The organism is Pseudarthrobacter sp. As-47, assembly GCF_058215595.1.
In genome coordinates this window covers 1,665,649-1,685,254 of the sequence record NZ_CM177088.1, presented here as the reverse complement: position 1 = coordinate 1,685,254, position 19,606 = coordinate 1,665,649, and the positions used below count along the sequence as shown (strand labels likewise).

The following is a 19,606-nucleotide window of genomic DNA, read 5'->3' as shown; positions in this document are numbered from 1 at the left end:
GTTTTTGTATACATGAATGTGGCTATTCCACGTTTTAGCTGCCGTTCATTGGCAAATTGGAGCCCCATGTATACACTGGGAGGAGTCCAAGACCGAAGGAGGCAACGATGCGCGCCAGTGACCGGGCCTACGCCGCCCTCCGCGAAGACATCACCGAGTGGCGCCTCCTGCCGGGCACGGTGCTTGCTGAGGTGGAACAGTCCGAACGGCTTGGTGTCTCGCGCACTCCACTGCGGGAGGCGCTGAGCCGGCTCACCGCCGAAGGGCTGACGACGACGGCCGGCAGCCGCGGCGTCGTCGTCACCGACGTTTCGCTCGATGACATCGACGAACTCTTCGAGCTCCGCGAAACCCTCGAAAGCAAAGCCGCGGCGCTGGCAGCCGAACGCGGTGATCCCGGTGTTTTCCTCCAGCTCCACAAGGAGCTCCTCGAAGCCCCCGCCCTCATTGACGGCAGCGACCCCGGCAGGCATGCCTACTACGATCTGGCCGGACGCCTCGACGCCGCCATCGATGCCGCCGTCTCCAACTCCTACCTGGCGCAGGCCATGCGCGGCCTGCGGGTGCACCTGGTGCGCGTACGCCGCCTGGCAGCCGACGATGCGCAGCGGCTCACGGCCGCAGCAGCAGAGCACGCAGCCATCGCCGAAGCGATCGCCGCCCGCAACCCCCGGCTGGCCGAAGCCGCCACCATCCTCCACCTGCACCGAAGCCTTACGCACGTCAAGAACACGCATACACCCCACCACAAGGAGCACCATGGTTAAGGAACACCACGTCCGGGTTTACAGGAGCGAGGAAAACCTGCCCCGCGAGGAACAGCTCGCCTACAAGATCGCCAAGGTTGCCACCGACCCCGTCGCGGTAACGCCCGAGGTGGCCGACATGGTGGTCAACCGTGTCATCGACAACGCCTCGGTGGCCATCGCCTCCCTGAACCGCGGGCCGATTGTGGCTGCCCGCGCCCAGGCCCTGGCGCACGGCCCCAGCACCGGTGGCCAGGGCGCCAAGGTTTTCGGCATCGGCGAGCGCGTGTCACCGGAATGGGCGGCGTGGGCCAACGGGGTTGCCGTGCGGGAACTGGATTACCACGACACGTTCCTGGCCGCCGACTACTCGCATCCGGGCGACAACATCCCGCCCATCCTTGCCGTTGCCCAGCACACCGGTGCCAGCGGACAGGACCTCATCCGCGGCATCACCACCGGGTACGAAATCCAGGTGAACCTGGTCAAGGCAATCTGCCTGCACAAGCACAAGATCGACCACGTGGCGCACCTTGGCCCGTCGGCAGCCGCAGGCATCGGCACACTCCTGGGTCTCGACGTCGAGACCATTTTTCAGTCCGTCGGCCAGGCCCTGCACACCACCACGGCAACCAGGCAGTCCCGCAAGGGCGAGATCTCCACCTGGAAGGCGCACGCCCCGGCGTTCGCCGGAAAGATGGCCGTCGAGGCCGCAGACCGGGCCATGCGCGGACAGACCTCTCCGGTGCCCATCTACGAAGGTGAAGACGGCGTCATCGCCTGGATGCTGGACGGCCCGGATGCCTCCTACATGGTGCCGCTGCCGGAGGCCGGGGAAGCAAAGCGCGCCATCCTGGACACCTACACCAAGGAACACTCCGCCGAGTACCAGGCGCAGGCCTGGATTGACCTGGCCCGGAAACTGAACCGTGAACATCCCGAAGCCACGGACCCGGCCAACGTGAAGTCCGTCCTGATCAGGACGAGCCACCACACGCACTACGTCATCGGCTCCGGCGCCAACGATCCGCAGAAGTACGATCCCAAGGCCAGCCGGGAGACGCTGGACCACTCCATCCCCTACATCTTCACGGTGGCCCTGCAGGATGGCGCCTGGCACCACGTGGACTCCTACTCCCCCGAACGTGCCGGACGGCCGGACACGGTGGACCTGTGGCAGAAGGTCAGCACCGAGGAAGACCCTGAGTGGACCCGCCGCTACCACTCCCTCAACATTGCAGAGAAGGCCTTCGGCGGTTCCGTTGAGATCACCCTGACGGACGGATCGGTCATCAAGGACGACATTGCCGTGGCTGATGCCCACCCGCTGGGCGCCAGGCCGTTCGGACGGGACCAGTACGTCAACAAGTTCCGCACCCTCGCCGCGGGGCTGGTGGAGGAAGCCGAGATTGAACGGTTCCTGGCCGCCGCCGAGCGGCTGCCGGAACTTTCCGCCGGTGAGCTGGACCAGCTGAACATCACCGCTGCCCCCGGCGTTATCGACTTCGCCGCCGCACCCAAGGGACTGTTCTGATGCTGTATTCCAGGACCACGCCGGAGCAGAAGCGGATCCGGTTCCGGGAGCTCCTGGCCTCCGGAACCATCCAGCAGTTCCCCGGCGCGTTCAACCCCCTTTCCGCCCGGCTGATCGAGGAGAAGGGCTTCGCCGGGGTTTATATCTCCGGTGCAGTGCTGGCCAACGACCTCGGCCTGCCGGACATCGGACTGACCACCCTCACCGAAGTGGCCACCCGCGCAGGACAGATCGCCCGCATGACGGACCTGCCCGCCATCGTGGATGCGGACACCGGCTTCGGCGAACCAATGAACGTTGCCCGCACCGTGCAGGAACTCGAGAACGCCGGCCTCGCCGGACTGCACATCGAAGACCAGTTCAACCCCAAGCGCTGCGGCCACCTCGACGGCAAGAACGTCGTGGACCTGGACACCGCCACCAAACGCATCCGCGCTGCTGCGGACGCCCGCCGCGACCCCAACTTCCTGATCATGGCCCGCACCGACATCCGCGCCACGGATGGACTGGCGGCGGCACAGGACCGGGCAAAAGCACTCGTGGACGCCGGCGCAGACGCTGTTTTCCCGGAAGCCATGGCCACCCTGGACGAGTTCCAGGCCATCCGCGATGCCGTGGACGTGCCCATCCTGGCCAACATGACGGAGTTTGGAAAGAGCGACCTCTTCACGGTGGACCAGCTGGCAGCTGTGGGCGTGAACATGGTGATTTATCCGGTCACCCTGCTCCGTAGTGCCATGGGCGCTGCTGAGCGTACGCTGGACTCGATCAAGGCTGAGGGAACGCAGGAGGCACAGGTCGGCAGCATGCTGACCCGGGCGCGGCTGTACGACCTCGTGGACTACGAGGCCTACAACCGTTTTGACACCGGGGTCTTCAATTTCCAGGTCCCCGGAAAGCACTAAAGGACCACCGCCGGCCGCGGCCGGCATCCGAAAGGCGACAGGAACAAGGGAGTTTCAGCATGGCTGAACAGGACATCAAAAAAGGTCTCGCCGGCGTCGTAGTGGACTACACGTCCGTCTCGAAGGTCAACCCGGACACCAACTCGCTGCTGTACCGTGGCTACCCGGTCCAGGAGCTCGCGGCGCGGTGCAGCTTTGAGGAAGTCGCGTACCTGCTCTGGAACGGGGAGCTGCCCACCGCGGACCAGCTGGCCGAATTCACAGCGCGGGAGCGGGCCGGGCGGGCTTTGGACCCAGTGGTCAAGCAGGTAGTCGATGCCCTGCCCACCAGCGCCCACCCCATGGATGTCTGCCGGACGGCAGCCTCTGTGATGGGTGCCAGGCATCCGCTGACCGGTGATTCGTCGCGGGAAGCCAACATGGCAAAGGCCGTGGACCTGTTCGCAGCGATGCCGGCCGTGGTGGCCTACGACCAGCGCCGGCGGCACGCGGCGGGACGCCCCGTTGAACCGGTAGCGCCCCGGGACGACCTGGGCTACTCGGCCAACTTCCTATGGATGGCCTTCGGTGAGGAACAGGTGCCGGAAGTGGTGGAGGCCTTCAACGTTTCCATGATCCTTTACGCCGAACACAGCTTTAACGCCTCGACCTTCACGGCACGGGTCATCACCTCCACGCTCTCGGACCTGCATTCAGCGGTCACGGGCGCCATCGGGGCCCTGAAAGGCCCGCTGCATGGCGGCGCGAACGAGGCCGTCATGCACACCTTCGATGAGATCGGCATCCGGCCGGAGGAATCGCTGGAAGAAGCGGCAGCGCGCGCCAAAGCCTGGATGGAGGACGCCCTGGCCCACAAGAAGAAGGTGATGGGGTTCGGACACCGGGTGTACAAGCACGGCGATTCCCGGGTGCCCACCATGAAGGCGGCCCTGGACAAGATGATCGCGCACTACGGCCGGCCTGAACTCCTGGGCCTGTACCAGGGCCTCGAGACTGCCATGGACGAGGCCAAGGCCATCAAGCCCAACCTCGACTATCCGGCGGGGCCCACCTACCACCTCATGGGCTTTGACACCGAGACGTTCACTCCCCTGTTCGTCGCCAGCCGGATCACGGGCTGGACGGCGCACATCATGGAGCAGCTGGACTCCAACTCGCTGATCCGTCCGCTGAGCGAATACGTCGGCCCGGAGGAGCGGCACCTGTCCTAAGGCTGGTGCGGGGCAGGGCGCCCCAGCCGGAAGGCGCGACGGCGGCCAGGTCACCTTGCGGGCCCGGCCGCCGTCGTTTTCCCGAAGTTTTCAGAAGAGGAGGCTCTCGGAGGAGGCGACGGCCTCGTTGTCGTAGTCCATGGTCACAACGATATTGACCTTCCCGCCTTCCAGCACTACCGGCAGCCAGTGGTCGGCATCCTGCCACATCCGCTCAACGGGCAGGGCTGCGGTCTCAAACCAGGCCGGGGCGATCTCAAGGCTTTCGGTGGGCTCGCCGTCCCAGCGCACCGCTGTGAACAGCCTCGTGCGCATGTCCCATTCCGGCTTGGCAGGGAACACGAACCGGATGACTCCGGCGTCCCGAAGGTCCTCGTGGCGGAGCCCGACGTCCGCTTCCTCCCGCACCTCGCGGATCGCTGCCTCCGCGTCGCTCTCGCCCGGTTCCACGTGGCCGCCGATGCCCACGATCTTTCCGCGCCCAAACCCTGTTTTCTTCAGCCCCAGCAGCACCTGGGATACGCCGTCAACGTCGCGGAGCAGGAAGCACAGGGCAACTGCAGCAGCCATGCTCAGCCCAGCGCCCGGGGATGCGCGGCGGCGTAGATCTCCCGCAGGGTTTCGGCAGTGACCAGGGTGTACACCTGCGTGGTGGTCACCGAGGCGTGGCCCAGCAGCTCCTGGACCACGCGGACGTCCGCGCCGCCTTCGAGCAGGTGGGTGGCAAAGGAGTGCCGGAGGGTGTGGGGGGAAACGTCCTTGGTGATGTTCGCCTTTTCGGCCGCCGCCTTCAGGATGGTCCAGGCGCTCTGCCGGCTGATCCGGCCGCCGCGGGCGTTCAGGAACAGCGCCGGGGTGCCTTTTCCCTTGGCTGCCAGCAGCGGACGGCCCCGCACCAGATACGCTTCCATGGCCCTGGCACCGTAGGAGCCGAGGGGCACGAGCCGTTCCTTGGAACCCTTGCCGAAGAGCCGCACGATGGCCGGGCCGGACGCCTCAGCATCCAGGGAGATGTCGTCAACGTCCAGGCCCACGGCCTCGCTGATCCTTGCTCCGGTGGAGTACAGGAACTCAAGGAGGGCGCGGTCGCGCAGCCCTGTTGCTGTGTCCGTTCCCGCCGCTTCGAGGATCCGTGTGACTTCATCCACGCTGATGGCTTTCGGCAGCCGCTTCCCGGGCATGGGCGGGTGGACTTCGCTGGCGGGGTCCGTGGGCGTGAAGCCTTCCAAAGCCCAGAACTTGTGGAGTCCGCGGACGGCCACCACGGTCCTGGCGGCGGACCTGACGCCCAGGGTGGAACCGCCGTCGGACCCGTCAGCCAGTGCCCGGACGTATCCCGTGACGTGGTGGCGGGTGATGTCCTCCGGGCGCGCGCAGCCCGCCGCCGAGAGGTAGCGGGCATAGCGGGTGAGGTCCCGCCGGTAGGCGGAGAGGGTGTTGGCCGCCAGGCCGCGCTCCACTCCCATGTGCTGCAGGTAGTCGGTGATGCCGCGGTCGATGGCCGTGGGCGGGGCGGGCGGGGCGGCATCCCTGGCCGGCTCTGCACGGGCTGCCTCGGCGGGGACCGGGTCTGCGGAGGCCAATTCGGTGGAGGGAGGGGGAACCATCAGCGCTGGCTGGGGTGCGCCGGCCAGGGTGCATCGGCCGGCCGAAGCCCCTGGTACCCTCCGGCGCGTGCGGCAGCGGCGGCCAGGATTCCGACGACGGCGGACGGGTTGTGGAGCCGGCCGGCCAGGACGGAGTCCACGGCGTCGTCCAGGCTGATCCAGTGGAACTCGATCTCGGCTTCCTCATCCGTCCGCTCGTGGCGTTCGTGATGGGGTATGTCTGCCAGGTCCCGGGCCAGGTAGATCCTGATGGCCTCGCTGGAGGAGCCCGGGGAATTGAAGAAATCCGCCAGGACGTTCCAGGTACCCGCGGCGAGGTCCGCTTCCTCGGCCAGTTCCCGGGCGGCCCCCACCACGAAGTCCTCACCCTCAACGTCCAGCAGGCCGGCGGGGATCTCCCAAAGATCCATGCCCACCGGATGGCGGTACTGCCTGAGGAGGAGGATCTCCCCGGCGGCGTTCATGGGCAGGACGGCCACCGCGCCGGGGTGGTCGATGTAGTCGCGGGTAAGTGCCTCTCCGGTTTCCTGCAGCTGGAAGCTGTCGCTGACCACGTCCCAGATCCGGCCTTCGTAGACCTTCTCGGTAGACAAAAGACGGCGCGGGCTCGGTGCATCCGAAACCTGCTTCGCAGCAGGGGTGGCTTCAGGTGTACCGGGCATCGCGCCGTCCTTTTTCTGTTGGAACTACTTAGCGGCTACCGTACCGGACTGCAGGGCGTCGGCAGCGCCGGCATCCGCGGTGGCGGCCGTGTCGGGGCCCCCCTGGTGCTTCAGGGCTGCCTTGACCAGGCCGGCGAACAGCGGGTGCGGCCGGGTGGGGCGTGAGCTCAGCTCGGGGTGAGCCTGGGTGGCCACATAGTACGGGTGGACGTCCGCAGGCAGTTCGACGAATTCAACGAGCTTGCCGTCCGGGGACGTGCCGGAGAACACCAGGCCTTCGGCTGCGATCTGGTCGCGGTACTTGTTGTTGACCTCGTAGCGGTGGCGGTGGCGTTCGCTGACGGTGGTCTTGCCGTACGTCTCAGCGATGACGGATCCGGGGTCGAGCTTTGCTTCGTAGAGGCCCAGGCGCATGGTGCCGCCGAGGTCGCCGCGGCCTTCGACGAACTCCAGCTGCTCTTCCATGGTGGCAATGACCGGGTACTTGGAGTCGGGCTCGAATTCGCTGGACGAGGCACCTTCGAGCCCCACCACGTTGCGGGCGTATTCGATGACCATGCACTGCAGGCCCAGGCAGAGTCCCAGGACCGGCAGCTTGGTTTCGCGGGCGAACTTCAGGGCGCCGAGCTTGCCTTCAAGTCCGCGGATGCCGAAGCCGCCCGGAACGCAGATGGCGTCGACGCCGTCGAGCGCCTTGACGGCGCCCTCGCGGGTTTCGCACTCGTCCGAGGGAACCCAGCGGATCTTGACCTTGGTGTCGTTGGCAAAGCCGCCGGCACGCAGGGCCTCGGTCACCGACAGGTAGGCGTCGGGAAGGTCGATGTACTTGCCCACCAGCGCGATCTCGACCTCGTGCTTGGGGTTGTGCACGGCCTCGAGGAGCTTGTCCCAGCTTGTCCAGTCCACGTCCTTGAAGGGCAGGTCCAGGGCACGCACGATGTAGGAGTCCAGGCCCTGCGTGTGGAGGGTCTTGGGGATGTCGTAGATGCTGGGGGCATCGGCGGCGTTCACCACGGCATCGATATCGACGTCGCACATCCGGCCGATCTTTTCCCGCATGGCTTCGGGCACTTCGCGGTCCGAGCGGATAACGATCGCCTCAGGCTGGATACCGATGGACCGCAGGGCTGCCACGGAGTGCTGGGTTGGCTTGGTCTTCAGCTCCTGGGACGGCCCGATGTAGGGGACCAGGGAGACGTGGAGGAAGAACACGTTAGTGCGGCCGATGTCCTGGCGCACCTGGCGGGCCGATTCGAGGAACGGCTGGGATTCGATGTCGCCCACGGTGCCGCCAATTTCGGTGATGATAACGTCCGGGGCATTCTTGCCCTCGGCCGGCAGGCGCATGCGGCGCTTGATCTCATCGGTGATGTGCGGGATGACCTGGACGGTGTCGCCGAGGTACTCGCCGCGGCGTTCCTTCGCGATGACAGTTGAGTACACCTGCCCCGTGGTCACATTCGCTGAACCTTCCAGGTTTTCGTCCAGGAAGCGCTCGTAGTGTCCGATATCCAGGTCCGTCTCGGCGCCGTCGTCGGTGACGAAGACCTCGCCGTGCTGGAAGGGGTTCATGGTGCCCGGATCCACGTTCAGGTACGGATCGAGCTTCTGCATGGTCACAGACAGGCCGCGTGCGCGCAGGAGGTGACCGAGGCTGGATGCCGTCAGTCCTTTACCGAGCGAGGACGCCACACCACCGGTTACGAAGATGTGTTTGGTCGTCTTGGATGAGCCCGGGAACCGGGAATTTACACGGGAATTTGATCGCTGCACCACGGAATTCGAGCCTATCATCATTTGAGCCTTCCACGGATCGCCGGCACTGTTCCCCAAACGTCCAAGTTTGCCCCTGTGCCGGCCGCCGATCAAGGGGCGGCCCGCCCGCGGAGCCCCGGCCGAACCCGCCCTCAGGCCCCCTGGGGCAGGAGTTTTGCGTCGTCCAGCAGTTCCTGGGCGTGCGCCTGCGCCGACTCCGAATCCTCCTGGCCGGCCAGCATGCGGGCCAGTTCGCGGACCCTTTCAGGGCCGTCGAGGAGGCGGACATCACTGGATGTGAACCCGGTGGCGGTTCCGCCGTCGGCTCCCCGGACGGAAGTCTTGGTGACGGTGATGTGCTGGTCCGCGAAAGCGGCCACCTGCGGCAGGTGGGTGACTACCAGCACCTGGACGTGGCGGGCCAGCATGGCGAGCCTGCGGCCGATTTCGACGGCGGCGCGGCCGCCCACGCCGGCGTCCACCTCGTCGAAGACGAACGTCGGGACAGGGTCCACGGCTGCCAGCACCACTTCGATGGCGAGCATGACGCGGGACAGTTCACCGCCGGAGGCGCCCTTGCCGAGGGGCCGGGCGGGGGCCCCGGAGTGCGGCTGCAGCAGGAAGCTGATCTCGTCCGCGCCGTGCGGCCCCAGCTGGCCACCGGGCTCGAGGTTGATGACCAGCGTGGCATCAGCCATGGCCAGCGCCTTAAGCTCCGCGCTGACCCGGGCCGAGAGGTCCTTCGCTGCCTTGGCCCTGATCCTGCTGATGGCCGCGGCCTGCTTCTTCAGGTCTGCCTCCGCCTGGACCACTTCGGCGTCCAGCTTTTCGATCCGGGTGGAATCGTCCTGCAGTTCATCGAAGCGCACGCGGGCGTTCTCCGCCCAGACCAACACCTCGTCGATGGTGGGAGCGTATTTGCGGACCAGTTTGGCCAGCACGGCACGGCGGTCCTCGATCTCCGCGAGCCGTTCGGGTCCTTCCGTGTCCAGCCCGGCCTGGTAGCTGGCCAGCTCGGTGGCGATGTCGTTCAGCAGGAAGCCCACCTCGGCCAGCCGCGAGGCGGCGGACCCCAGCTCGGCGTCGTGCTCGGCCACGTGTTCCAGCGTCCGCTTGGCAGCGTCAACGAGGGTGGTGGCGTCCCCCTCTTCACCGAAGTCCTCGGCGATGAGCGCCTGGTGGGCCGTGCTCGCGGCGATGCGAAGCTCCTCGACGTTGGCAAGTTTCACCGCTTCGGCTTTGAGGACTTCGTCCTCCCCCGGCTGCGGATCAACCTCATCGATTTCGGCGAGGGCGCTTTGCAGGGATTCGGCCTCACGCAGCCTGTCACGCGCAGCGCTGCGGAGGCCGTCCAGCTCGGCCTGGCTGGACTTCCAGTGGTTGTAGAGGTCCTGGTAGGCGGCCAGCGGAGCGGCCAGTGCTTCACCGGCGAACTTGTCCAGGGCGCCCCGCTGGGCGGCCGCTCCCTTGAGCCGGATCTGGTCCGACTGGCCGTGGACCACCACCAGGGTCTCGCCGATTTCGGCCAGGACACCCACCGGCGCGGCCCTGCCGCCCAGGAAGGCACGGCTGCGGCCGTCGGAACCAAGGCGACGGGCAAGGATCAGCTCCGCGCCGCCATCGACCTCTTCCGTATCCGCCCCCGCCTCCAATGCCCTGGCAATCGCGGGGTGGCCAGCGTCGAGCTTCAGCACGGCCTCGGCCGTGGCGCTCTTTGCGCCGCTCCTGACGGCTCCGGCATCGGAACGCGCGCCCAGGAGCAGGCCGACGGCGGTGACCACCATGGTCTTGCCGGCGCCGGTCTCGCCGGTCACCACGCTCAGGCCCGGCCCCAGCGGCAGCGTTGCGTCAGTGATGACGCCAAGATCGCGGATTCTCAGTTCTTCAAGCATGGCTTCACTTTGCGGTGGACGGATCGGAGTCAATGTCGGGCTGGCCGGCCGGCGGCACCTGGAGCGGCGGCATGGGCCGCGGTGTCCGGACGACGGGTATGGGGCCGGTGTGGATGGCGTCCGCCTTGGGCACAGGTCCCCGCCAGCCGTGGATCGGAAGCTCGAACTTGCGGACCAGGCGGGCCGAAAACGGCGTCTGGTGGGTGCGGGCGAGCCTCACGGGGGTTGCTGATTTGGTGACTTCCACCCTGGCACCGGGCGGCAGGTCCACGGACCGCCTGCCATCACACCACAGGACGCCCTGGGCATCCGTCCGGCCCAGGACCTCCACAGCCAGCCGGGAACGCGGCGAGACCACCAGCGGTTTGGCGAAGAGTGCGTGGGCGCTGATGGGGACGATGACCAGTGCCTCCACTTCGGGCCACACCACGGGCCCGCCGGCCGAAAAACCATAGGCGGTGGAGCCGGTGGGGGTGGCCAGGACGATGCCGTCGCAGCCAAAGGAGGTGAGGGGACGTTCGTCCACTTCGGTCACGACCTCAAGCATGCGTTCGCGGTTGGCCTTCTCGATGGCCGCTTCGTTCAGCGCCCACGTGTGCCAGATCTTCTGGCCGCGGACCCACACCTGGACGTCAATGGTCATCCGCTCTTCCACCGTGTACTCGCGGCTGGCGATCCACTCGACGGTCTGGGCAAGGTCCGCCCGCTCGCTTTCGGCAAGGAAGCCCACATGGCCAAGGTTGACGCCCAGCAGCGGCACGTCCACCTCCCGGACCAGTTCAGCTGCGCGCAGGATGGTGCCGTCGCCGCCAAGGACCATCACCAGTTCAACATCCGGCAGCTGGACATGGTCGTGGAGGACCTCCACGGGCTGGGCCAGGTGTCCGAAGAACCGTTCCATGTCTGCAAGTTCGGATTCCTGCATGACCGGCACGATGCCCGAGGCGTGCAGGAGGGCGCACGCCTCCCAGGCGGCCTTCAGCGAGTCCTCGCGGCCGGTATGGGCGAGGACCAGTACACGCCTGCTCATCAGGTTCCGCTCTCTAGTGGTTCGGCCAGATTCGTCCGAGCAAGGCAGCAGCCGCTGCCTCCCGCTCTTCGATCTTAGGCAAGTCTTGGCTGATCCTGCGTTTTATCCACAGGAAGTATTCAACGTTTCCGTCCTGGCCCGGCAGCGGACTGACCGCCAGGCCGCAGAGGTCCAGCCCGGCGTCGAGCGCTGCCCTGGCCACTTTCTCCACCGCCAGGCGGCGTTCCCGCTCGGAGGTGACAACCCCTGTCCGTCCCAGCCGGTCCTTGCCGATCTCGAACTGCGGCTTCACCATCAGCACCAGGTCCCCGCCGGGTTCGGTGCACAGTGCCAGCGGCTGGACCACCAGGGTGAGGGAGATGAAGGACAGGTCTGCCACGGTGAGTTCCGCGGCGCCCCCGATGTCCGCGGGCGACATGTACCTGACGTTCAGTCCCTCGTGGACGTCCACGCGGGGATCTTCCCGCAGCCGCTGCACCAGCTGGCCGTGCCCGACGTCGACCGCCACCACGTGCGCCGCACCGCGCCGCAGCAGGACGTCGGTGAAGCCGCCGGTGGAGGCACCGGCGTCGAGGCACCTTTTGCCGTCCGGTGTGATGCCGGGAAAAGCGTCAAGCGCGCCGGCAAGTTTATGTCCGGCCCGGCTCACGTAGGTGTCCCGCTCGTCATGTTCGACGTCCAGGGGCCTGTCCTCGTCCACCTGGAGGGACGCCTTGGCCAGGACCTGTCCTGCTGACGTGACTTTGCCTTCGGCAATCAAGGCGGCTGCGTGCGTCCGGGACCTTGCAAGCCCCCGGGCCACCAAAGCCTGGTCGAGGCGTACCGGCATCAGGCGGCACCGTCCGTCGGATCCGCGCTCGTGGGCGCGCTGTTGCCGGGAACGCTGTTCAGCGCGGCCAGCAGTTCGTCGTGGAGTTCGTTGTAGACGTTTTCGTGGTCGGACACCGGGACCTGCGGCAGTGCCTCCAGCCGGGCCAGCGCCTGTGCCACCACGGGGTCCGTCACTCCCGCATCGCTGATGCCGGGCCAGTCCGGGGTTGGCTGGGCTGCTGCGGATTCCGGTTCGGTCAGCTCAGTCATTCCACCAGTCTAGTGATCCAGCCACACCAGCTCGGGAGCCTGCGGGGTGGAGGCGTCTGGCGTCGCCGCCCACCACGCTGCGCACGCGGCGCGCCAGGAGTCCAGGTTGTCCTGGCTGCCAATGATGCCCACCGCACCGTTCGCCACCCGCGCTGTGGCTGTGCCGCAGGCGTACGTGCCGTCGTGGTGCGTCACGTCAGGGTACGGCCGGTGCAGGTCCGCCAGGTTGCTGATGATGTAGTCCGGGCGTTCGGCGGCGCGGGCGGCCAGGATGGTCTGGCGGGTGTCGACGCCGGTCAGTACCGCCACGGTGGCGAAGCCGGCGTTGTTTCCGCCCAGGATGTCGGTGTCCAGCCGGTCCCCCACCACCAGCGGGCGTTCTGCCCCGAGCCGCTTGGCTGCGGAGTGGAAGAGCGGCGCTTCGGGTTTGCCGGCCACGCGGGGTGTCTGCCCTGTTGCGGCTGCCACCGCCGAGACCAGTGTGCCGTTTCCGGGCGCGATGCCGCGGGCCTGCGGTATGGACATGTCCGTGTTGGTGGCCACCCACAAGGCTCCGGCGTTCACCACGTACGTGGCTTCGGCAAGGTCTTTCCATCCGATCTCGGGGTTGAAGCCCTGGACAACCGCCACCGGCCCCTCGTCCTGGCTGTACACGGGGGCAAGCCCGACGAGTTCGATTTCGGCGGCGAGGGCAGGGCTTCCCGTGATGAGCACCCGGGAGCCGGGAGCCAGCAGGGACGCGAGCAGGTCCGCGGCGGCCTGTGAGGAGCTCACCACCTGGTTGTCTTCGGCGGGCGCCCCGAGCTCGCGGAGGTGGGCAGCAACCTGGCCCGGGGAGCGCGACGCGTTGTTGGTCACGTATCCCAGGCCTACGCCGATGCCGGAGAGCTGCTTCAGCGACTCAATGGCACCCGGAATGGCGTGCGGACCGGCGTAAACCACGCCGTCCAGGTCTGCCAGGAGGGCATCGAACAGGGAAATCAGGGGAACGTCGGCCATTCGTCAGTCTTCCCGGCGGTCCTGCTGGTCCTGGTACCCCGCAGCGGACGAATCGTCGTGTTCGTCGGCAGCGCCGCTTTCCGGGGCTTCAGCGGACTCCAGCTCGTCCCGTTCCACCGAATCCTCGTCCGACTCGGCGTCGTCGGAAACGAAGTAGTCAGCTTCCTGGTCGTCGATGCTGGCGTCCTGCGGCTCGGCGGCGTGCAGTTCGGCGGCGTGCAGGTCTGCAGCGGGGGCGGTTGCGGCGCCGGCGCTGGATGCGGTTTTGGGGGCAGCCTCGGATGCCTGTGATGCGCGGTCGAGAAGGCGGCGGCGCTCTGCTTCCTCCTTTGCCTCTTCCTCCTCATCCCAGCCGAGGTCAATGATGTCGGGCTCTTCGTCTACGCCCTGGCCCAGCGCGTTTTCGGCAACCACGGCCTGCTTCCGCCACTTCTCGGCTTCATCGTCGCGGCCCACGCCGGCGAGGGCGTCAGCGTACGCACGGAACAGCCGGGGGCTGTAGGAGAACGCCCGGTTGATGTCCAGCTGCGGGATTTCCAGTTCGGCTACCGCCGCATCCAGCTGCCCCAGGTCGGTCCTGGCACCTGCTGCCACAATGGCGAGTTCTGCTTTACCGGGAGCGTCCAGGTCCTGGGCTTCGTCGGACCTGGCTACGTCAAGGGCGCGGTCAGGGCGCCCCAGTCCACGCTCGCAGTCAGCCATGACCGGAAGGTGGACGTTGGAACCGCTGATACGCCGGTAGGTGCGGAATTCGCGGAGGGCTTCGCCGTAATGGCCAGCTGCGTAAGCGGTCAGGCCCACGGCTTCACGGACGGCCGCCAGCCTGCCGCCGCGGCGGCTTGCAGCGAGGGCGTGCTGGAAGGCGAGTTCCGGTTCTTCATCGATAAGCCGGCCGGCCATCACAAGGTGGCGGGCGACCCATTCCGCGCTCTTTGCTTCAAGCGTTTTGATCTGGTGCTGGGTGGCGCGGTCGAGTTCCTTGCCCGTAACGTCCTCGTCGATCTGCGGGGACCTCTCCCGGTCCGGACGGTTCGCGCTGCGGAGGTCGCGGACGTTGGGTTCGCGGACGGGACGATCTTCCTGGCGGTCCCGGCCAAAGGTACGGGGACCTGCATCTCCCCGGCTGGGGCCACGATCGAAACTGCGCGGTGCGCGGTCCTGGCGGTCGCCGCGGCCGGTACGGTCGCTGCGGTCACCGAACGGTTTCCTGTTCTCTCCCCCGCCGAAACCGCGACGGTCACCTTCACCGTCACGACGCGGACGGTCACCGAAGGGCTTCTGGTCACGATCGCCATACGGCTTGCGGTCACGGTCGCCAAAGGGCTTCCGCTCACCACCACCGCTGAAGGGCTTGCGATCACGGTCGCCAAATGGCTTGCGCTCACCACCACTGAAACCACGACGATCCCCTTCGCCGTCACGACGCGGACGGTCACCGAAGGGCTTCTGGTCACGATCGCCATACGGCTTGCGGTCACGGTCACCGAACGGCTTGCGGTCACGGTCACCGAACGGCTTGCGCTCACCACCACTGAAACCGCGACGGTCACCTTCGCCATCGCGACGCGGACGGTCACCGAAGGGCTTCTGGTCACGATCGCCGTACGGCTTGCGGTCACGGTCACCGAACGGCTTCCGCTCCCCGCCGCCGAAACCGCGACGGTCACCCTCGCCATCGCGACGCGGACGATCACCGAAGGGCTTGCGGTCTCGATCGCCAAACGGCTTTCGCTCGCCGCCACCGGAGGGACGTCCGGAGGACTCGCCGCCGTCGCGGTTGCCGCGGGAGCGGAAACCCCTGGGGTCTCCGCCTGAATTGTTGTTGCCGCGGAATCCGCCGCGGTCATTTCCGCCGCGGTTGCCGCCGTTGTGCTCAGCCATGTGGATTCCTCCTGTTATGAGCCGACCACTGGCGCAACTGCAGCCGCTCGTATCCGTGTTTCGTTTCCTACGCAACCCGAAATCAAGCGCTTCGAAGTCCGTACATCTTCATCAATTCTAGAGGAGCCGCCCCGCAGAGCAGCACGGGTGAAGCCCAGCAGGCCGCTTCGTGGGAATATTCACACGCTCTCTCACCTGATGTGGGGTTTCCCGGGACGCTCTCTCACTCGATGTGGGGTTTCCCGGGATGCTCTCTCACTTGATGTGGGGTGTGCCGGGGGCCTGGATGGGGGGCGCCCTGGTGGTGGCTGTGAGCGGTGCCGGGCCAGTTTGTGTGGTGGGGGTTTAAATGTGGGAGGCCCCAACCGTGGTGGTTGGGGCCTCGACCCTTTTAATGTGTGTCCGGCGGTGACCTACTCTCCCACACCCTCCCGGGTGCAGTACCATCGGCGCTGTGGGTCTTAGCTTCCGGGTTCGGAATGGGACCGGGCGTTTCCCCCACGCTATGACCGCCGTAACCCTTGTACCCGTCCGCCCGGGTCTGATGCCGGGGGTGGGAAGTCTGTGTGGTTACAACATTGTGGTGTTGTTATTCAGTTGTGTTCCTGTCGCAACGTGCCCGTGGCGGGTTTGTTGGTTGGGAACCACATAGTGGACGCAAGCAGTCTTGTTTTTTCTTTTTACCCTCTCCTGGTGTGAACGTCTTTTGAATCCGTTCACGAAAAGGGTGTGTGGTGTAAGTTATCGGCCTATTAGTACCGGTCAGCTTCACGAGTCGTTAGTCCTCGCTTCCACATCCGGCCTATCAACCCAGTGGTCTGGCTGGGGGCCTCTCACACACAAGGTGTATGGAAATCTCATCTTGAAGCGAGCTTCCCGCTTAGATGCTTTCAGCGGTTATCCCATCCGAACGTAGCTAATCAGCGGTGCACTTGGCAGTACAACTGACACACCAGAGGTTCGTCCGTCCCGGTCCTCTCGTACTAAGGACAGCCCTTCTCAAATTTCCTGCGCGCGCAGCGGATAGGGACCGAACTGTCTCACGACGTTCTAAACCCAGCTCGCGTACCGCTTTAATGGGCGAACAGCCCAACCCTTGGGACCTACTCCAGCCCCAGGATGCGACGAGCCGACATCGAGGTGCCAAACCATGCCGTCGATATGGACTCTTGGGCAAGATCAGCCTGTTATCCCCGAGGTACCTTTTATCCGTTGAGCGACGGCCATTCCACAATGTACCGCCGGATCACTAGTCCCGACTTTCGTCCCTGCTCGAGATGTCTCTCTCACAGTCAAGCTCCCTTGTGCACTTACACTCGACACCTGATTGCCAACCAGGCTGAGGGAACCTTTGGGCGCCTCCGTTACTTTTTAGGAGGCAACCGCCCCAGTTAAACTACCCATCAGGCACTGTCCCTGACCCGGATTACGGGCCGAAGTTAGATGTCCAAAGTGACCAGAGTGGTATTTCAACGATGACTCCACCCGAACTGGCGTCCGGGCTTCAACGTCTCCCACCTATCCTACACAAGCCACTCCGAACACCAATACCAAACTATAGTAAAGGTCTCGGGGTCTTTCCGTCCTGCTGCGCGTAACGAGCATCTTTACTCGTACTGCAATTTCGCCGAGTTTATGGTTGAGACAGCGGGGAAGTCGTTACTCCATTCGTGCAGGTCGGAACTTACCCGACAAGGAATTTCGCTACCTTAGGATGGTTATAGTTACCACCGCCGTTTACTGGGGCTTAAATTCTCAGCTTCGCCTTGCGGCTAACCGGTCCTCTTAACCTTCCAGCACCGGGCAGGAGTCAGTCCGTATACATCGTCTTGCGACTTCGCACGGACCTGTGTTTTTAGTAAACAGTCGCTTCCCCCTGGTCTCTGCGGCCCCGATCCCCTCCACACCGCAAGGGTGTATCAAGGTTGGGGCCCCCCTTCTCCCGAAGTTACGGGGGCATTTTGCCGAGTTCCTTAACCATAATTCTCTCGATCGCCTTAGTATTCTCTACCTGATCACCTGTGTCGGTTTGGGGTACGGGCGGCTAAAACCTCGCGTCGATGCTTTTCTCGGCAGCATAGGATCACCAAATCCCCCCAAACGGGGGTCCCATCAGATCTCAGGCATCATGAACAGCGGATTTGCCTACCGTTCGCCCTACATCCTTAGACCGGGACAACCATCGCCCGGCTTGGCTACCTTCCTGCGTCACACCTGTTAATACGCTTGCCTCCCAGGATCAGGTCCTGCGCTCCACCAAAACCCTCACACCACAAGGGCGATCGGGCAGGTCTCGGGCAGTTAGTATCCCCTGTTCAGCATGGGCGGTTTTTCGCCGGTACGGGAATATCAACCCGTTGTCCATCGACTACGCCTGTCGGCCTCGCCTTAGGTCCCGACTTACCCAGGGCAGATTAGCTTGACCCTGGAACCCTTGATCATTCGGCGGACGGGTTTCTCACCCGTCTTTCGCTACTCATGCCTGCATTCTCACTCGTGTAGGCTCCACCGCTGGTTTACACCGCGACTTCACCGCCCACACGACGCTCCCCTACCCATCCAGACGCCTGAACCACAAGGGCTTAGCTAATATCTGAATGCCACAACTTCGGCGGTGTACTTGAGCCCCGCTACATTGTCGGCGCGGAATCACTTGACCAGTGAGCTATTACGCACTCTTTTAAGGATGGCTGCTTCTAAGCCAACCTCCTGGTTGTCTTCGCAACTCCACATCCTTTCCCACTTAGCACACGCTTAGGGGCCTTAGTTGGTGGTCTGGGCTGTTTCCCTCTCGACTATGAAGCTTATCCCCCACAGTCTCACTGCTGCGCTCTCACTTACCGGCATTCGGAGTTTGGCTGACGTCAGTAACCTTGTAGGGCCCATTAGCCATCCAGTAGCTCTACCTCCAGCAAGAAACACGCAACGCTGCACCTAAATGCATTTCGGGGAGAACCAGCTATCACGAAGTTTGATTGGCCTTTCACCCCTACCCACAGCTCATCCCCTCCATTTTCAACTGAAGTGGGTTCGGTCCTCCACGACGTCTTACCGTCGCTTCAACCTGGCCATGGGTAGATCACTTCGCTTCGGGTCTAGATCACGCCACTGCAACGCCCTATTCAGACTCGCTTTCGCTACGGCTGCCCCACACGGGTTAACCTCGCGACGTAACACTAACTCGCAGGCTCATTCTTCAAAAGGCACGCCGTCACCAGAATCAGACTGGCTCCGACGGATTGTAAGCACACGGTTTCAGGTACTGTTTCACTCCCCTCCCGGGGTACTTTTCACCTTTCCCTCACGGTACTGGTCCGCTATCGGTCATTAGGGAGTATTTAGGCTTATCAGGTGGTCCTGACAGATTCGCACGGGATTTCTCGGGCCCCGTACTACTTGGGATACTCATCCGGGCGGTACACAACATTACGGTTACGGGGCTAACACCCTCTCTGGCCGGCCTTTCAAGACCGTTCACCTATGCCTGCACATCACACCCCACTGCCCCGGCAGAGACAGTACGGAAAGTCCCACAACCCCGACCATGCAACGCCCGCCGGCTATCACACATGGAACGGTTTAGCCTGATCCGCGTTCGCTCGCCACTACTAACGGAATCACTATTGTTTTCTCTTCCTGCGGGTACTGAGATGTTTCACTTCCCCGCGTTCCCTCCACGCACCCTATGTGTTCAGATGCGGGTCACCAGGCAACTCGCGCCCCTGGCGGGGTTTCCCCATTCGGACACCCTGGGATCACAGTCCGGTTATCGACTCCCCCAGGCTTATCGCAGATTCCTACGTCCTTCTTCGGCTCCTAATGCCAAGGCATCCACCGTGTGCTCTTAAAAACTTGACCACAAAAGATCAAAAACGCTAATTTTCGAGAGAACCACAGAAACCAACCACACCCAACAACACCACCCCCAAAAGGATGACACCATCACGCGCAGCCAGATCCAGGTTCATATTCTTGGAAATTGCTTCTTATAAAAGATGCTCGCGTCCACTATGTAGTTCTCAAACAACAACCCCGTACCACACACCCCACACACACAAACATGCATGATCGCTGCAGCCAGGAAACCAGAAACACACAAACCCGCAACCCCCACCCCCACACAAAAGAAGGGGCAAGACATCACGGCCCTGTTGCCTCAGGACCCAACAGTGTGCCAAACACTAAACCACCCATCCCACACCAGCACCCTTCCAGGAACCCCCACAAAGGAAGGAACCGTACTAAGCACCGGAAAAGACCGGCAGCCGCTATTCGCTGATATTCCACCCTTGAGCACCCGCCGC

The 19,606-nt window shown here is 64.6% G+C and carries 15 protein-coding genes and 2 rRNA genes; 5 read left to right on the top strand and 12 right to left on the bottom strand.

Going from position 1 to position 19,606, the window contains the following annotated elements; genetic code table 11:
• Window positions 1-107: 107 nt before the first annotated feature.
• Genes AC4BCK_RS07755 through AC4BCK_RS07740 form a run of 4 tightly spaced genes read left to right on the top strand, consistent with a single transcriptional unit; the run spans window position 108 to window position 4,396 of the window.
• Window positions 108-767: a GntR family transcriptional regulator gene (locus AC4BCK_RS07755; protein WP_174176919.1), complete on the top strand. Its 660-nt coding sequence runs from the start codon at window positions 108-110 to the stop codon at window positions 765-767.
• Window positions 760-2,280, top strand: coding sequence for an MmgE/PrpD family protein (locus AC4BCK_RS07750; protein ID WP_174176917.1), 1,521 nt, complete (start codon window positions 760-762; stop codon window positions 2,278-2,280). Before AC4BCK_RS07755 ends, AC4BCK_RS07750 begins: the two co-directional genes overlap by 8 nt.
• Window positions 2,280-3,185: a methylisocitrate lyase gene (prpB, locus tag AC4BCK_RS07745; RefSeq protein ID WP_174176915.1), complete on the top strand. Its 906-nt coding sequence runs from the start codon at window positions 2,280-2,282 to the stop codon at window positions 3,183-3,185. The genes AC4BCK_RS07750 and prpB overlap by 1 nt, the downstream gene beginning before the upstream one ends.
• Window positions 3,186-3,244: 59 nt before the next feature.
• Window positions 3,245-4,396 carry a bifunctional 2-methylcitrate synthase/citrate synthase gene (locus tag AC4BCK_RS07740; protein WP_174176913.1) on the top strand — a complete coding sequence of 384 codons (1,152 nt, stop codon included), beginning with the start codon at window positions 3,245-3,247 and terminating at the stop codon, window positions 4,394-4,396.
• Between the two features lie 90 nt (window positions 4,397-4,486).
• Here AC4BCK_RS07740 and AC4BCK_RS07735 read toward each other — a convergent pair whose 3' ends face one another.
• From AC4BCK_RS07735 to AC4BCK_RS07690, 10 genes are all read right to left on the bottom strand, one after another.
• Entirely contained in the window at window positions 4,487-4,966 is a 480-nt protein-coding gene (locus AC4BCK_RS07735) for an 8-oxo-dGTP diphosphatase (RefSeq protein ID WP_377087270.1), read from the bottom strand.
• Window positions 4,967-4,968: 2 nt separating this feature from the next.
• Window positions 4,969-6,003, bottom strand: coding sequence for a site-specific tyrosine recombinase XerD (xerD, locus tag AC4BCK_RS07730; protein WP_490566807.1), 1,035 nt, complete (start codon window positions 6,001-6,003; stop codon window positions 4,969-4,971).
• A complete protein-coding gene (locus tag AC4BCK_RS07725; RefSeq protein WP_104188803.1) occupies window positions 6,003-6,665 on the bottom strand; it encodes an NUDIX domain-containing protein in 663 nt (220 codons plus the stop codon). Before AC4BCK_RS07725 ends, xerD begins: the two co-directional genes overlap by 1 nt.
• Window positions 6,666-6,689: 24 nt before the next feature.
• Window positions 6,690-8,459: a CTP synthase gene (gene pyrG / locus AC4BCK_RS07720; RefSeq protein WP_217432310.1), complete on the bottom strand. Its 1,770-nt coding sequence runs from the start codon at window positions 8,457-8,459 to the stop codon at window positions 6,690-6,692.
• 113 nt (window positions 8,460-8,572) lie between these two features.
• Entirely contained in the window at window positions 8,573-10,312 is a 1,740-nt protein-coding gene (gene recN / locus AC4BCK_RS07715) for a DNA repair protein RecN (protein WP_188732279.1), read from the bottom strand.
• Window positions 10,313-10,316: 4 nt separating this feature from the next.
• Window positions 10,317-11,342, bottom strand: a complete 1,026-nt coding sequence (locus AC4BCK_RS07710) for an NAD kinase (RefSeq protein ID WP_188732280.1) — start codon at window positions 11,340-11,342, stop codon at window positions 10,317-10,319.
• Between the two features lie 13 nt (window positions 11,343-11,355).
• A complete protein-coding gene (locus AC4BCK_RS07705; protein WP_174176899.1) occupies window positions 11,356-12,171 on the bottom strand; it encodes a TlyA family RNA methyltransferase in 816 nt (271 codons plus the stop codon).
• A complete protein-coding gene (locus tag AC4BCK_RS07700; RefSeq protein ID WP_174176897.1) occupies window positions 12,171-12,422 on the bottom strand; it encodes a hypothetical protein in 252 nt (83 codons plus the stop codon). Before AC4BCK_RS07700 ends, AC4BCK_RS07705 begins: the two co-directional genes overlap by 1 nt.
• A gap of 9 nt (window positions 12,423-12,431) precedes the next feature.
• Window positions 12,432-13,421 carry an HAD-IIA family hydrolase gene (locus AC4BCK_RS07695; RefSeq protein WP_188732282.1) on the bottom strand — a complete coding sequence of 330 codons (990 nt, stop codon included), beginning with the start codon at window positions 13,419-13,421 and terminating at the stop codon, window positions 12,432-12,434.
• Between the two features lie 3 nt (window positions 13,422-13,424).
• Window positions 13,425-14,321, bottom strand: coding sequence for a hypothetical protein (locus tag AC4BCK_RS07690; protein WP_377087264.1), 897 nt, complete (start codon window positions 14,319-14,321; stop codon window positions 13,425-13,427).
• A 6-nt stretch (window positions 14,322-14,327) separates the two neighbouring features.
• Here AC4BCK_RS07690 and AC4BCK_RS07685 point away from each other — a divergent pair, with 6 nt between their 5' ends.
• Entirely contained in the window at window positions 14,328-15,236 is a 909-nt protein-coding gene (locus AC4BCK_RS07685) for a hypothetical protein (protein WP_490566806.1), read from the top strand.
• A gap of 466 nt (window positions 15,237-15,702) precedes the next feature.
• Here AC4BCK_RS07685 and rrf read toward each other — a convergent pair.
• Window positions 15,703-15,819, bottom strand: a 5S ribosomal RNA gene (rrf, locus tag AC4BCK_RS07680).
• 214 nt (window positions 15,820-16,033) lie between these two features.
• A 23S ribosomal RNA gene (locus tag AC4BCK_RS07675) occupies window positions 16,034-19,160 on the bottom strand.
• Window positions 19,161-19,606 lie beyond the last annotated feature (446 nt).